Source organism: Helcococcus sp. SA-HE-C1, assembly GCF_985670335.1.
On record NZ_OZ484652.1, the window covers coordinates 470472 to 484718 of the forward strand.

A 14247-nucleotide genomic window follows, 5' to 3' on the forward strand; every position below is an offset into this window, starting at 1 on the left:
ATTAACTCCTTATTATTAAATTTGTTTCAACTATAACATCCTTTATCTTTTCATGATTGTTAAATAACAAGTCAACAGCCTCTTTCCCAAGCTCTTTAGCATTTACATCAACACTTGAAAAAGGTATGGGAGAGAATTCAGATAAATTAGTGTTATTAAAACTGTTTATCTTAATATATCTATTTTGTTCATTGTAATATTTAGCTATACCAAAGGCGATTAAATCGTCTGTACAAGCTATTGAATCATAATCTTTATCTAATAATTTTTCTGCCAATTCATATCCGGAATCAGTTGAAAAATCTATATAATAAAAGTCATCTTTATTTATTTCGATATTATTTTCTTTTAATGCAGTTTCAAAACCCAATTGTCTATCTACTGTAACAACATAATCGGAACTACCTCCAACAAATGCTATTTTTTTGCATCCACTATCGATAAGATTTTTTGCAGACAGATACATAGCTTTTTTATTGTCATTGTTAACTGTAAAAATATTATTGTTATCACATCTTCCAACTACAACTGTTGGAGTATTTGTACTTATTAAATAGTCTAAGGTCATATCATCTTTTTGAACAGATAATTTTATAACAGCATCTACTTTCCCTGATTTAATTAATCTCTTAACTTCATTGTATTCTTCATTATATTCACTTTCTTTTATAAGAAGTATCATATCTTTTTTATATTTTGTTAGTTGAGTAACTATAGACTTAATAATTTCAATGAAGAAGGCATTTGAAAAGCTACGGCTTGGACTCCTATCTATAATAACAGCTATAGTGTCGGTAGAGTTTGTAGCTAGAGCTCTCGCCGTATAATCAGGTTCATATCCAGTTTTCTCAATAGCTTCGAGTACTTTTTTTTGAGTCTCTTCACTAACTTTTATTTTACCAGAAACAACTCTAGAAACAGTAGATATACTAACACCTGAAATGTAAGCAACATCTCTTATTGTGACTTTTTTTTTCATATAAATTCCTTAGTTTATTCTTGCTTGTGTATCTCCATCAAAGAAATGTAATGCATCAGTATCAAATGAAAAATTATGTTTTTCATCAGCAGAATAGTCAAAATGACCTGGCTGGGATACGATAAATTCAGTGTTATCTTTAAGTTTTGCGTAAATAATTTTTTCCTTACCTAGCATTTCTACGACATCTATATAACCTTCTATAGAATTTTCAGATTTTTTAGCTAAAAATCTTTCTGGTCTAATTCCTAAATAAACCTCTTTACCATCGTAAGGTTTTAGTGCGTGTAAATCTTCATTATTTGGAACTACATTTATCAAACCTTCATTTGAAGTAAATTTTCCATTTTCAAATTTACCTTTAAATACATTCATTGTTGGTGAACCAATAAATCCAGCAACGAATAAATTAGCTGGTTTGTTGTAAAATTCTTCTGGCTCTCCAAATTGTTGTACAATACCTTTATCTAATAAAATAATTTTGTCTGCCATGGTCATTGCTTCAGTTTGATCATGTGTTACATAAATTGAAGTTGTTTCTAATTGTTTATGAAGTCTAACTAATTGAACTCTCATGTGTTCACGAAGTTTTGCATCTAAGTTTGAAAGAGGCTCGTCCATTAAGAAAACTTTAGGTTTTCTAACCATAGCACGACCAAGAGCAACTCTCTGTCTCTGTCCTCCAGATATATCAGATGGTTTGGAGTACAGATAATCATTTAGCTGTAATATTTCAGCTGCTTCTAAAACCCTTCTATGAATAATTTCTTTTCTTTCATTTTTCATTTGTAATGAAAATGCCATATTATCATAAACAGTTAAATGAGGATATAAAGCGTATGATTGGAATACCATTGCAATATCTCTATCCTTAGGAGCAACTTTATTCATAAGTTTTTCTCCAAATATCAATTCTCCTTCTGTGATTGAATTTAATCCGGCAATCATTCTTAATAGAGTTGATTTACCACATCCAGAAGGTCCAAGAATAGCACAAAATTCTTAATCTTTTATTTCTAAATCTATATTTCTAATGGTAAAATTTTCTCTACTTTCATATTTTTTACCAATATTTTTTAATGTTACTTTCATTTTTCCTCCTAACCTTTAACAGACCCTGAACTTAATCCAGATACTAATTGTTTTTGCAATGTAGTAAATAGTATTACTATAGGTACTGCTGTTAATAATCCACCTGCAGCGAATGCTGGTGCATTCATAGTTCTTATATCTGTTATCATTGTAAATAGCCCTGTCGCTAATGTATAACTTTCGGGACTTGTTAATAATATACTTGGTAGTAAGTAATCCATAAATGGTCCAATAAATGACCACAAGGCAATTATAGCTAACATTGGTCTTGCTATTGGCATTATAATAAGTCTATAAACTTGTAAGTTTGAGCAACCATCTATCCTTGCAGCTTCATCCAATTCCTTAGATATAGAATCAATGTACCCTTTTAAAATAAATGTATTTCCGGCTATACCACCTCCGGCATAAATTAGAATCAACATCATAGATCTTGAAAATACAGGAATCACGCCAGAAACGATTGAATGAATTGCGTAGTATGCGGTAATACCTGCAAATGTAGGTATTACTTGAATTAACATAATAGACATTAAACTTGCTTTTTTACCCTTAAACTTATATCTTGAGTATGCATATCCTGTAAAAGATACAATTAGTAAAGTTAAAATAGCTGTTGCTGATGCTATTATTATAGTATTTACGACCCATTTCAAGTATAGTGTTTTTTCAAATAAATATTTGAAATTTTTTAGTGAAAATATATACTCGCCACCAAATGAAATGTATCTTCCTTGGTTACCGTTAAAGCTTGATAACAACATCATTCCTAACGGAATAATAATAATCAAAGCCCATGCAATTAATATTATATAAGACAATCCTAGTAGTATTTTACCAGCTGTGTTTAATGGTTGTTTGTCTGATAAATATAAATTGTCTGATTTATTTTTTTTCTTAAACATCTAATCCTCCTTAAAAGCAGCTGTATTTTTGAAACCTAACCAAGCAAAGAACATTAATACAAATGATATTACAATGGACACAGCCGCACCTACGGCTTGATAATTATTTTGCATTGTTAATTTATAAATGTATGAAATTAATAGAATCTGAAGATCCAGCTAAGTTTCCATATAGTGAAGGATTGAAAGGTCCACCACCATTAAATAAATAAATTATTGAAAAGTTATTAAAGTTAAATGTATATTGTCCAATCAAGAGTGGGGCAGTTTGGAATAAAACTAAAGGTATTGTTATTCTCCAGGTTTTCTTAAATCCAGTTGCACCATCAATTTCTGCAGCTTCATATAAATCACTTGGTATACCTTGTAATACTCCTGTTGATAATAAGAATACATATGAGGAACCTAACCAACCTTGTAATAACATCAAAGTAATTCTTGTTTGTATTGTGTTATTTTTAACATCCAGTGAAACTCCGAATAATTTATTTATAAATTCAGTTATAGGTCCATTCTTAGCTAACATCAATGAAAAGAACATTATTGTTATAAATGCTGGAACCGCCCAAGGTAACAAGTAAATAGTTCTAAAGAATGTTTTACCTTTTATTCTATCTTGATTTGCTATTAAGGCAAGTATAAATCCTAGAGCTATAGCTAAAGTTGTAGAACCAAATGTCCAGATTAATGTCCAACCAAGAATCAACCAAAATGACTGTCCAACTAGACCTTCACCAAGGAATAATTTTTGATAATTTTCAAATCCTATCCATGTAAATTTAGATTGATGATTTGGATTTAAATTAGTAAATGAAATTAAAATTGCAGTTACAATGGGAACTAATACTATAAACATTGTAACAATCAATGCAGGAGAATTTACAATATATGGGAAACCATTTTTTTCAATACTTTGTTTTGTTTCAAACCATTTATTTTTTCTTATACCTAAAATTTCATTTTTTTCTGTTTTATATACATCTCTAAAGGAGATATATATGATAAAAAATGCTATAATCAAGAGCATTATAGCAATAACACCTTCGATAAGGAATATTATAGATTTATCTAATCTTTTACCTTCACTTGCTAAAGAAATTAAACCTGAAATACCTGTACCTTGATAATTTCCGTAGCCTAATGAATATGGGACAGCAACTAAATAAGTAAATAGTGTGCCTATAAAAAATAGAAACGCCTTGATGTATTGTTTTAATAAAAGTTGTCCTAATCCAGGGAATAACATAGTTAAAAACGCAATAATAGGAGTTTTTTTCTCTACTTCAATAGGAAGTTTTCTTCTTATATCAGAAATATCAGATTTTAAAACATTTTGTTTTGTTTTATAATCTAATTTAATTCTATGTTTTATATTTTTAATGTCTTCTTCATAAGATTTTTTCTTGTTAATGTATTCATATGCATCAACATTTTCCTTATATGAAAGTTTCTCTCTTTTAATTTCATTTTTTAGAGCTTTATCAGAGATAAATCCTGCTTTATTTTTTTCTTTTAATCTTTTAATGTTCATATCTAAGATTCTTTTTCTATCAGCTTTCATTTTAGCGATAGTTTCTTTTGCTTCTTCAACATCTTTTTCAGTGATTGAACTTAATTTCTGCTTCTTTTCTTTAAGCTCATTCTTAAGATTATGATCATTTTCAATAATATCTGGCAAATGTCTTAGCTTAATTGCTGAAACTCTGTACTCTAATTCTGCATCATAAGTTAAATCAATATGATTTTCATAAAAAGCTAATTTTTTCTTAGCTTCATAAATTTCTTTCTCTATTTTTTTTATCTTATCTTTAGTGTCATATTTACCTTCTAATTCTTTTTTTAGATTAGATAAAAAAGATTTTTCTTTATTCTTAAATTCTTCCAACTTTTTAATGTATGGATGACTAGACTTATCAATTTTTTTACCATTGGATAAATCTAAAAGATACTGGTTTTTTCTTGGATGGCTGATCCCAATATCATTCACAACTTTATTTTTGTATGCCATTTTTCCTCCTTCTTGAAATTATAGGTAATGAAACGATGATATATATAAATATTACATACGATATAACTAGAAAAAAATAAAATATCGAATTAAATGAAAATGTTAATACTATAAAAAACAATCTCAATATTATAATTGCAGTGAAAACATATTTATATAATCTAGATAGACCAAATTTATTGATAGTAAATAAGGTAAACAATGAAATTATAATAGGTTCTAATATATTTGTTAAATATGTTACTAATACCAATGATATATAACTATGTGGAGAAAGTTTAGGATTTAGCATGAGGAAATTATTTAATAATTCTTTATTTTTAGCTAAAAACAAAGCTTCCATAGATGCTATAAAAATAATAACTGCCGAAATTATATATATTCTATTAATTTTTTTTCTTTCAATATCCGTAAATTTAATCATTTCTTTCCTTTATTCAAGTAAAGCCAAAACATAATGTTTTGGCTTTAGTTGTTTTATATTATTGTTTAATTTGTGATAACATTGCATCGTATGATGCTTTAATTTCTTTGTATGCTGCTTCTGTGTTAGCAGGTTTTACTGAGTTCCATGATAGAATTGCATTTTCCCATGTTGACCATACACTACCAAATTCTTTAAATAATGGTCTTGATGGTGAAGCTTTGTATGATTCTAAAACATTTTTAATTACAGCTTTATCTAATTTACTTAAGTCAGATTTTTCGTATGTTTCGTATGTTACGTTTTCTAAAACTTTACCTGTTGATTTAAATAACTCTACAGCATTTTCTGGATGAACGATATTTTTAATAAATTCACTTGCTAATGCTATTTTATCTTTATCAGATTCGATTCTTGAGTTTAATCCTAATGCCCAACCACCTTTCCAGTGTGCAAGTGGTTTATTATTTACTGTTATATGAGTTATAGGTTTAATTTCTAAGTTATCTTCACCAACTTTTTCAGCGATTTCTTTTGCAGCCCAAGGACCGTCAATTTTAGCTACACCAGATTTTCCTGTTACAAATTCGTCTGTTGTATATGCATTTGATGCTTCTTTATCGAATAGTGGTGTTCCAGCATCATTGTGTGCTTTCCAGTAGCTGTATAATGCGTTAAATACATCTTGTTTTTCTTTTGGTAAAGATGAAAAGTCATTTGATAAATCTGATTCTTTCTTTTCATTTAAGTGGTTAATTTCTCCAGTATTTGTAATCGCAACACCAAACCATAAGTTAGATGCAGGGATTAAAATATTTTGTGGTTTTTTTTGTGATGTTAATTCCATTGGAGTATCTAACTTATATCCTTCTTTTTCAGCGTTTTTACTGTTAACATATGTGATTAAAGTTTCGATATTCATTGGGAATGCTAGATATTCATTTTTTTGTTTGAACACTCCACCTAAACCTTCATCAAATTTATTAAATCCACCTAATTCTTCAGCAATTTTCTTAGAATCTATTGAACCAAGAACTTGTTTATTTGCTAAATCATTAAATCTATCTGATGGAAAAGCAAAAACATCTGCAAAATCTTTATTATTTGCATCAGTACTGTTTAGTAAATCTAGATGATCAATAGCCCCTTTTGTGATGAAATTAATTTTTGCATCTGGGTTAGCATCTGTTATTTTCTTTGCTACTTTTTCGTAGTAGCTCTTCCAACCTTCCTCTACTTGTACAGAGATTTCACCTTTTAACTTACCTTCTTTTTGTTTTGTCGCAGATGAAGACTCTTTCTTTTTGTTTCCACCATTAGAACATGCAGCTAACACTAGCACCATAGCTAAAAGTAAAGAAACTATTCTTTTGTAATTGTTTTTCATATTTCCTCCTATTTTTTGCAACTATGAAAACGGTTGCGTTTATGTTTAAAGTATAGAATGTTATCACAAATTTGTCAATACTATTTAAATAAATTTGAGATAAAAGTTTATAAACTCATGATATTATATTCATTTTTTATCGGGTTTATAAGTATCTATTAAATAATGTAAATTAAATTAACAAGTTGAACACTGAAAAATAGCAACTATTTCAGTATCTATTATGTGTATATAATTTATATTTCTTATCAAAAAACAAATATAAAAATAATGGTAAATGTTAAAATAAATTAACAAATACAATTGTTTTTATAGACAAATAACATTTACATAATTTTAATTATGTAATATAATGTTGAAGATATAAACAAAGGAGAAACTATGGTATTTAAGAGAAAAGATGGTACAAGAGTAAAGGATATAGATCCATACACAAGGTTTGTGCCTTTAATAATGAAGGAAAGAAATGATGCTCTTGTATATTTAGCAGAGGAAATAGATATTGAGCCGCTCGATGACTATATAAGGAAGGTGTATAATGAGACAGGAAATAGGTTATCATACATGCACATAATTTATTCCGCTATGGTTAAGACTATAAATGAAAAACCAAGAATTAATAGATTTATAATGAACGGAAATTTTTATCAAAGAAACGAAATATTGATTTCTATGGTTGTAAAAAAAGAAATGTCTATAGAAGGAGAAGAAACTGCGTTAAAATTCTCTTTTAATGGAGATGAAAATCCAATCAAAATAAAAGAGATAATAAATGAAAAAATCAATTTAGAAAAAGATAAAGAGACTGAGGGGGGGAATGCAACGGATAAGTATGCAAAAGCATTATCAAGTATGCCAACTTTTTTATTTAAGATTTTTGTAGGCATTGTTAAGCAATTAGATAAGTGGAATTTAATTCCATCAGCACCATTAGAAGCTAGTCCATTTCATGCAAGTGCATTTATTACAAACTTAGGTTCTATAGGATTGGATGCAGGATTTCATCATATTTATAATTTTGGAACTATAGGTACATTTATAACTATAGGAAAGAAAACTAAAAAGATAGTTAAAAGAGATGGGGAGTTTAAGGAAATAAAGGTCATGAAAATTGCATTTGTTTGTGATGAAAGAATATGTGACGGGTTTTATTGGGCGCAAGCACTAAAAATTTTCTTTAAGTTCTTAAAAAATCCCGAAAGATTATAAAAATTAAAGATGAATTTATTAATTATTATTTGCGGTTACAATCAGTAATCGCTTTAACATTTTTAGAGTTTACTATTGTTATTATTAATGGTATTATATATAAATGAGTGATATAAGGAGATACTATGAATTACTTAAAAATGGAAAGTGAAACTTTTTACAGTATAGTAAATATGAAACTAAGAGATTTTTATAATGACATAGAAGATTTATGCCTAAGTGAAAATATTGATTTTGAGAAGTTTAATGAAAAATTAGAATCATTTGGATTTATTTATGAATCTCAAAACAATAGATTACATTCTAAATAGGTATATCGCTAGAATACCTGTCATAGACAGCATAAAAAAAAGGAGGTTATTTTGTATTCGAAATTTTTCAAAAAACAAAAGATGATGAGAACAGTACTCATTTCATTAGTTCCAATTATCATTTACGCAATTTACGTTTTTGGTTGGAGAATATTAGCTTTATTAGCTTTCAATGTAGTTGTTGCTTCTTTAGTAGAGTACATATCAGAAAAAAAATTATACAAGAAGTCACAAGTTACAGAGGCAGCTTTTGTTACAGCAACATTATTTACATTAACATTACCACCTCAGTTACCATTTTGGATGTCTGGTGTTGGGGTTGCAGTAGGTATTTTCTTTGGTAAGGAAGTATTTGGCGGATTTGGTAAAAATGTGTTCAATCCAGCTTTAGTTGGTAGAGCATTTATATATATAAATTTTCCAACACCAATGTTGACTTTTAGCCAAGCAGCAAACAATGGACAACTAATTAATGGACTAGGTGGATTAACTAAATGGGCTACACCATTACTTGATCAAACATCAGGGGCTACCCCAATGAATATACTTTCAAATGGTGGAAATATGAACCTATTAGATCTTTTCTTAGGTACACATAGTGGCTCAATAGGTGAAATTTCTAAATTATTAATTTTGTTAGGTGCAGCATATATGATTTATAAAAAAATTGCTTCATGGGAAATTATGTCAGCAGTTTTAGGTGGATTTGTTGTTACTTCATTGATTTTTAATATGTTAGGGATACAAGGCGTATTACAACCACACCTAGGATTACTTTCAGGTGGATTACTTTTTGGTGCAGTATATATGGCAACTGATCCAATTTCTGCTCCTAAGCAAAAACAGGCAAAATGGATATATGGTGTACTAATAGGTGTGATTACAGTTATAATTAGATCATTTTCATTATTCCCTGGTGGTATGATGTTTGCGATTTTAATTACTAGTGTATTTTCTCCACTACTGGATTATATTTATATGGGAATTAATAAAAAGAAAAGACTAGCAAAAAAGGCAGCACAAGCTAAAGTTAAGGGGGCATAATATGGAAAAGAAAAAGAAAAAATCATTATTATATCCTGCAATATTTATGTTTGTATTGTCTGCAATATTGACAGTTATCTTAGCGACATTGGCTCAACAAACTAAGCCGATAGTCGCAAAAAATCAGGAAATATCATTAAAGTCAAAAATTTTATATGCATTTAACATTAAAAATGACGGAAAAGAAGAAAATATTTTAAAAATTTTTGATGAAAAAATTAAAGATACTGGAGAAAAATTTAATGATGAACCAATTTTTAAGTATGAAGAAAATGGAGATATAAAGGGATACGCTATAGCAGTCAAAGGTCCAGGGCTTTGGGGGGCGATATCAGGATATATTGCATTAGATAAAGATTATAAAAATATATTAGGAATAGATTTTATTAAACAGTCAGAAACACCAGGATTAGGTGGACGTATCGAGGAAGAATTCTATAAATCTCAATATAGAGATGTTTCAATAGATAAGGTTAGCGAAGAAGTAGATGCTATTTCAGGGGCTACACAAACTTCTAGATTTGTTTCAAAATTAGTTAAAGATGGTTTAACAAAATTCTTGAAAGAGAAGGGAGTGTCTAATTAATGAACAAGTATACTAAAATATTAAAAGATCAATTATTATATGATAATCCAGTTTTATTACAGGTTATCGGTATATGTTCAGCTTTAGCTGTAACGAACAATGCAACTAACTCATTAGTTATGGGATTAGCTCTTGTATTTACAACAGGACTATCATCTTTTATTATTTCATTGATAAAAGACATCACTCCTAAACATATAAGAATGGTTGTACAAGTATTTATTATTTCATTTTTTGTAATAATCGTAGATATTTACTTAAAGGCATACATGCCAGAAATGAGTAAAACCTTAGGACCATATGTTGGTTTAATTATTACAAATTGTATCATTATGGGTAGAGCAGAAGGTTTTGCTATGGAAAATAAACCAATAGCATCTTTAATAGACGGTATGGCAGCTGGAGCTGGATATACATTAGTATTATTAGGTGTTGCATTTTTTAGAGAATTATTAGGTTTTGGTACATTATTTGGAATTCAAATTTTACCTAAAACAGCAACAGCATGGACATTAATGATAATGCCACCAGGAGCATTCTTCATTTTACCTCTAATAATGTGGGGAATGTATAATTTTATCAATAGAAAAGATAAGGGAGGTAAATAATGTATATTAATCCTTTAGTTATATTTTTTGCTTCAATATTTACAAGCAATATGATTTTTAGTAATTTTTTAGGAATGTGTTCATTCATAGCTGTAAGTAAAGAAGTTGAAACAGCTGCAGGTTTAGGTATCGCAGTTACGTTTGTATTGTCTGTAACAACAGTGTTAAATTATTTTATGAATCAATTATTAGTTTCACTAGGAATCGAATACTTGTCATATATTGTATTTATTATTGTAATTGCAGCTTTTGTGCAAGTATTAGAAATGATATTAGAAAGATATATCCCAAATCTATACTATGCATTAGGTATTTTCTTACCACTTATAACAGTAAACTGTGCTATTCTTGGAGTATCACTATTTATGGTGGCTAGAAATTATGACTTTTTGCAATCATTATTATTTGGTATAGGTTCAGGTCTTGGTTGGGCGTTAGCAATTGTATCGATGGCGGGAATAAGATCAAGATTTAATGAAAATGGTATACCTGCAGGATTACAAGGTGCACCAATCACACTAATTATTACAGGTATCATGGCGATGGCATTTATCGGTTTTTCCGGAATGGTGTCAATCTCATAAGGAAAGAGGAATTTAATGCAAGATATATTATCAACAACAGGAATCGTTGCCTTAATTTCAACGGGATTTGCGGTATTACTTACGATAGCTGATAAATTTCTTAATGATTATGGAATTGTTAACTTGAAGATAAATAGCGAAAAAAACTTTGAAATAGAAGGTGGACAATCATTATTAAATACATTAAAAAATGAAAAAATATTCTTGCCATCAGCATGTGGTGGTAAAGGTACATGTGGTTACTGTAAATGTAAAGTTAATTCTGGTGGTGGCCAAGTATTGGCTACAGAAAAACCTTTATTGACAAAAGGTGAACTAAATGGAAATATTAGACTTTCATGTCAAGTAAAAGTAAAAGAAGATATTGATATTGAAATTCCGCAAGAATTATTTAACGTATTAGAATTTAATGCAACTTTAGTAGAAAAAATTCCAATGACTGACAGAATTGTTAAAATTAGAATGAAATTGCCTGATGGAATGAAAATCAATTTCAAGCCGGGACAATTTATTCAATTACAATCTAAACCATACAAATCTGGAGAGGGTTATCAAGCTCAAGATGAATCATGGGATAGAGCATACTCAATTGCATCATCGATAAAAGATGATAATCATGTTGAGTTATTAATCGGTCAAGTTCTAGAAGGTAGAGTATCTACTTATGTTCATAAAATCTTACAAGTTGGAGATGAAGTAACATTGGTTGGACCATTTGGAGATTTCTATTATGAAGATGATGATAGAGATGAAATAGTAATGGTTGCAGCTGGTACTGGATTCGCTCCAATCAGATCAATACTATATCATATGTTAGACAATGATATTAAGAAAAAAGCAAGATTTTACTTTGGTGCAAAAACACCTGATGACTTATTCTTACTTGATGAAATGAAGATGTTTGAAGAAAAATTACATGACTTCAAATTTATGCCAACTCTATCAAGAGCAGAGGAAAAACATAATTGGACTGGAGACGAAGGTAGAGTTAATAATTCAATCGATAAGTATATTGATGAGGAAAAAACATATACAGCATATCTATGTGGATCACCACGTATGATTGAGGGAATTGTAAAATCTCTTAAAGCGAAAAAAGTTGATCCTGATTATATTTACTTTGATGAATTTTAGTTAAAAAAATAAAAAAGTGGTATTTGAATTTGTGGATGGAATAGAATAGAAAATGAGTTATAAAGTAGACTTTACTTCGAATTTAGAAGTAGAGTCTACTTTTTTGGTATGACGGGCATGTCATCAATCTGTGGTGAAAGTCCACTAAGGGCGTAGTTGCCAACGAACCTCACAGTAATTCCCAAGGTTTGCACCGTGAGATGCAGGCGAGAAGAAGGGATAGCAAAATTGTAGCCTGACGAACAGAAACCTAATACTAAGGCTTGCACGGTGGACAAGCGGACCAAAAGTCGTGAAGTCCAAAAGGCAACCGTAAACCATGCAAGTAGATTAGGCAGGTAGACAAGGAAAGATTGATGGCTTATCCCGTGAGGTCTCACTAGCGAATAAGTAGTAACAACGAATAGTGAGAAGTCAGCAAAAGCCATAGTAGTATTGAAGCCTTTGTAATAGAGGTGGAGCGAAGGGCTGAATAATTCAAAGTCAAATGGACTTGCAAAAGTCTGTATCCATATCCGACGAGAAAATCGTACCAAAGACGTAACGGCGGAAAATTTTCACAGGAGTTAGGAGTAAGAGGATACAGAGCATAACAAAGAAAGGAGACAATCCAAATGTCAGAACTGCTAGAACAAATACTCAGTAGAGAAAACATGTTTGCAGCATTAAACAAAGTGAAAGCAAACAAAGGAGCAGGAGGAATAGATGGAATATCCACCGAAGAAATAGACCAACATCTCAAAAACAACTGGGTAGAAATTAGAGACAAAATTCGAAGAAGAAAGTATAAACCAAAACCGGTCAGAAGGGTAGAAATACCAAAACCAAATGGAGGTGTACGCAATCTAGGAATACCAACAGTAGTAGACAGAGTAATAGAACAAGCAATTGCACAAGTTCTAACACCAATAGCAGAACCACACTTTAGTGATAAAAGTTACGGTTTTAGACCAAATCGCAAAGCACAACAAGCGATAGTGAAACTTCTTGAATACTTTAACGACGGATACAGCTATATTGTAGACATAGACCTAGAGAAATTCTTTGATAACGTCCCACAAGACAAACTTATGACCTTGGTTCATAACCTCATAAATGACCCAAACACAGAATCCTTAATTAGGAAATATCTTAATGCGGGAGTAATGATAAAAGGAAATTATGAAGAAACACCCAAGGGAACACCACAAGGAGGAAATCTATCGCCCCTTCTAAGTAACATAATGCTAAACGAATTAGACAAAGAACTAGAAGCAAGAGGACTACACTTTGTAAGATATGCAGACGACTGCATAATAGCCGTAGGAAGTAGCGCAGCAGCTAACAGAGTAATGGCAACAGTAACAAAGTGGATAGAAAAGAAACTAGGACTAAAAGTAAATGCAACAAAATCCAAAGTTACAAAACCAATAAAACTAAAATATTTAGGATATGGTTTTTGGAAAGACAAAGCAGGATGGAAAGCAAGACCACACAAAGAATCAATCCGAAGGTTTCAAAGAAAGTTGAAACAGTTGACAAAGAGGAGTTGGTCAGTACCAATGACCTATAGAATCAACAGACTGAACCAAGTAATTAGAGGGTGGATAAACTATTTTAGACTAGGAGATATGAAGACGGTCCTTAGAAAGATAGATGAACGACTTAGAACAAGAATGAGAATAGTCATATGGAAGCAGTGGAAGACGAGTGGGAAACGCCTATGGGGACTTCGAAAGTTAGGAGTTCCGATGTGGATGGCAAAACAGTCAGTAGGATTTGGAGACCACTATCAAGCGGTTGCCAAAACCACAGGACTACATCACATAAACAAAGAAATCCTCGCAAAGCGAGGACTTCAAAGTTGTTTGGATTATTATTTGAATTAAACCGCTGTATGCCGAACGGCACGTACAGTGGTGTGAGAGGGGCTACATGTTAGCTCCTACTCGATTCATTCTTTGTATAATTAAGTAAAACTTATGAAAGTAGGATAT

The 14247-nt window shown here is 30.4% G+C and carries 14 protein-coding genes; 8 read left to right on the top strand and 6 right to left on the bottom strand.

Annotated elements, in window-relative coordinates; translation table 11 throughout:
• Position 1: 1 nt before the first annotated feature.
• The 6 genes from AC4KN9_RS02565 to AC4KN9_RS02590 form a co-directional block, all read right to left on the bottom strand.
• A complete protein-coding gene (locus AC4KN9_RS02565; RefSeq protein ID WP_491017101.1) occupies positions 2-979 on the bottom strand; it encodes a LacI family DNA-binding transcriptional regulator in 978 nt (325 codons plus the stop codon).
• 9 nt (positions 980-988) lie between these two features.
• A complete protein-coding gene (locus AC4KN9_RS02570) occupies positions 989-1969 on the bottom strand; it encodes an ABC transporter ATP-binding protein (RefSeq protein WP_491017925.1) in 981 nt (326 codons plus the stop codon).
• Positions 1970-2079: 110 nt separating this feature from the next.
• The gene (locus AC4KN9_RS02575) at positions 2080-2976 is read right to left on the bottom strand and encodes a sugar ABC transporter permease (RefSeq protein WP_491017102.1); all 897 of its coding nucleotides are present in this window, start codon (positions 2974-2976) and stop codon (positions 2080-2082) included.
• 121 nt (positions 2977-3097) lie between these two features.
• Positions 3098-4984: a carbohydrate ABC transporter permease gene (locus tag AC4KN9_RS02580; RefSeq protein WP_491017103.1), complete on the bottom strand. Its 1887-nt coding sequence runs from the start codon at positions 4982-4984 to the stop codon at positions 3098-3100.
• A complete protein-coding gene (locus AC4KN9_RS02585; RefSeq protein ID WP_491017104.1) occupies positions 4968-5408 on the bottom strand; it encodes a hypothetical protein in 441 nt (146 codons plus the stop codon). Before AC4KN9_RS02585 ends, AC4KN9_RS02580 begins: the two co-directional genes overlap by 17 nt.
• A 58-nt stretch (positions 5409-5466) precedes the next feature.
• Complete coding sequence (locus tag AC4KN9_RS02590; RefSeq protein WP_491017105.1) at positions 5467-6795, bottom strand: sugar ABC transporter substrate-binding protein; 1329 nt, start codon at positions 6793-6795, stop codon at positions 5467-5469.
• Positions 6796-7176: 381 nt separating this feature from the next.
• Between AC4KN9_RS02590 and AC4KN9_RS02595 the strand changes: the two genes are divergently transcribed.
• The 8 genes from AC4KN9_RS02595 (at position 7177) to ltrA (ending at position 14139) form a co-directional block, all read left to right on the top strand.
• Positions 7177-8004 carry a 2-oxo acid dehydrogenase subunit E2 gene (locus tag AC4KN9_RS02595; RefSeq protein ID WP_491017106.1) on the top strand — a complete coding sequence of 276 codons (828 nt, stop codon included), beginning with the start codon at positions 7177-7179 and terminating at the stop codon, positions 8002-8004.
• A gap of 125 nt (positions 8005-8129) precedes the next feature.
• Complete coding sequence (locus AC4KN9_RS02600; RefSeq protein WP_491017107.1) at positions 8130-8315, top strand: DUF4250 family protein; 186 nt, start codon at positions 8130-8132, stop codon at positions 8313-8315.
• A gap of 51 nt (positions 8316-8366) precedes the next feature.
• Entirely contained in the window at positions 8367-9359 is a 993-nt protein-coding gene (locus tag AC4KN9_RS02605) for an RnfABCDGE type electron transport complex subunit D (RefSeq protein WP_491017108.1), read from the top strand.
• A 1-nt stretch (position 9360) separates the two neighbouring features.
• On the top strand, positions 9361-9945 hold the full coding sequence (locus AC4KN9_RS02610) for an FMN-binding protein (RefSeq protein WP_491017109.1): 585 nt from the start codon (positions 9361-9363) through the stop codon (positions 9943-9945).
• On the top strand, positions 9945-10553 hold the full coding sequence (locus AC4KN9_RS02615) for an NADH:ubiquinone reductase (Na(+)-transporting) subunit D (RefSeq protein WP_491017110.1): 609 nt from the start codon (positions 9945-9947) through the stop codon (positions 10551-10553). The genes AC4KN9_RS02610 and AC4KN9_RS02615 overlap by 1 nt, the downstream gene beginning before the upstream one ends.
• Positions 10553-11137 carry an NADH:ubiquinone reductase (Na(+)-transporting) subunit E gene (locus AC4KN9_RS02620; RefSeq protein WP_491017111.1) on the top strand — a complete coding sequence of 195 codons (585 nt, stop codon included), beginning with the start codon at positions 10553-10555 and terminating at the stop codon, positions 11135-11137. The genes AC4KN9_RS02615 and AC4KN9_RS02620 overlap by 1 nt, the downstream gene beginning before the upstream one ends.
• A gap of 15 nt (positions 11138-11152) precedes the next feature.
• The gene (locus AC4KN9_RS02625; protein ID WP_491017112.1) at positions 11153-12271 is read left to right on the top strand and encodes an NADH:ubiquinone reductase (Na(+)-transporting) subunit F; all 1119 of its coding nucleotides are present in this window, start codon (positions 11153-11155) and stop codon (positions 12269-12271) included.
• A gap of 614 nt (positions 12272-12885) precedes the next feature.
• The gene (gene ltrA, locus AC4KN9_RS02630) at positions 12886-14139 is read left to right on the top strand and encodes a group II intron reverse transcriptase/maturase (protein WP_491017113.1); all 1254 of its coding nucleotides are present in this window, start codon (positions 12886-12888) and stop codon (positions 14137-14139) included.
• The last annotated feature ends 108 nt before the right edge of the window (positions 14140-14247 follow it).

Bases quoted from the DNA above. Each gene is read 5' to 3' on its own strand.
- AC4KN9_RS02580 (WP_491017103.1), bottom strand. From the start codon at position 4,984: ATGGCATACAAAAATAAAGTTGTGAATGATATTGGGATCAGCCATCCA.
- AC4KN9_RS02620 (WP_491017111.1), top strand. From the start codon at position 10,553: ATGTATATTAATCCTTTAGTTATATTTTTTGCTTCAATATTTACAAGC.
- AC4KN9_RS02595 (WP_491017106.1), top strand. From the start codon at position 7,177: ATGGTATTTAAGAGAAAAGATGGTACAAGAGTAAAGGATATAGATCCA.
- AC4KN9_RS02590 (WP_491017105.1), bottom strand. From the start codon at position 6,795: ATGAAAAACAATTACAAAAGAATAGTTTCTTTACTTTTAGCTATGGTG.
- AC4KN9_RS02565 (WP_491017101.1), bottom strand. From the start codon at position 979: ATGAAAAAAAAAGTCACAATAAGAGATGTTGCTTACATTTCAGGTGTT.
- AC4KN9_RS02615 (WP_491017110.1), top strand. From the start codon at position 9,945: ATGAACAAGTATACTAAAATATTAAAAGATCAATTATTATATGATAAT.
- AC4KN9_RS02575 (WP_491017102.1), bottom strand. From the start codon at position 2,976: ATGTTTAAGAAAAAAAATAAATCAGACAATTTATATTTATCAGACAAA.
- AC4KN9_RS02610 (WP_491017109.1), top strand. From the start codon at position 9,361: ATGGAAAAGAAAAAGAAAAAATCATTATTATATCCTGCAATATTTATG.
- AC4KN9_RS02585 (WP_491017104.1), bottom strand. From the start codon at position 5,408: ATGATTAAATTTACGGATATTGAAAGAAAAAAAATTAATAGAATATAT.
- ltrA (WP_491017113.1), top strand. From the start codon at position 12,886: ATGTCAGAACTGCTAGAACAAATACTCAGTAGAGAAAACATGTTTGCA.
- AC4KN9_RS02625 (WP_491017112.1), top strand. From the start codon at position 11,153: ATGCAAGATATATTATCAACAACAGGAATCGTTGCCTTAATTTCAACG.
- AC4KN9_RS02600 (WP_491017107.1), top strand. From the start codon at position 8,130: ATGAATTACTTAAAAATGGAAAGTGAAACTTTTTACAGTATAGTAAAT.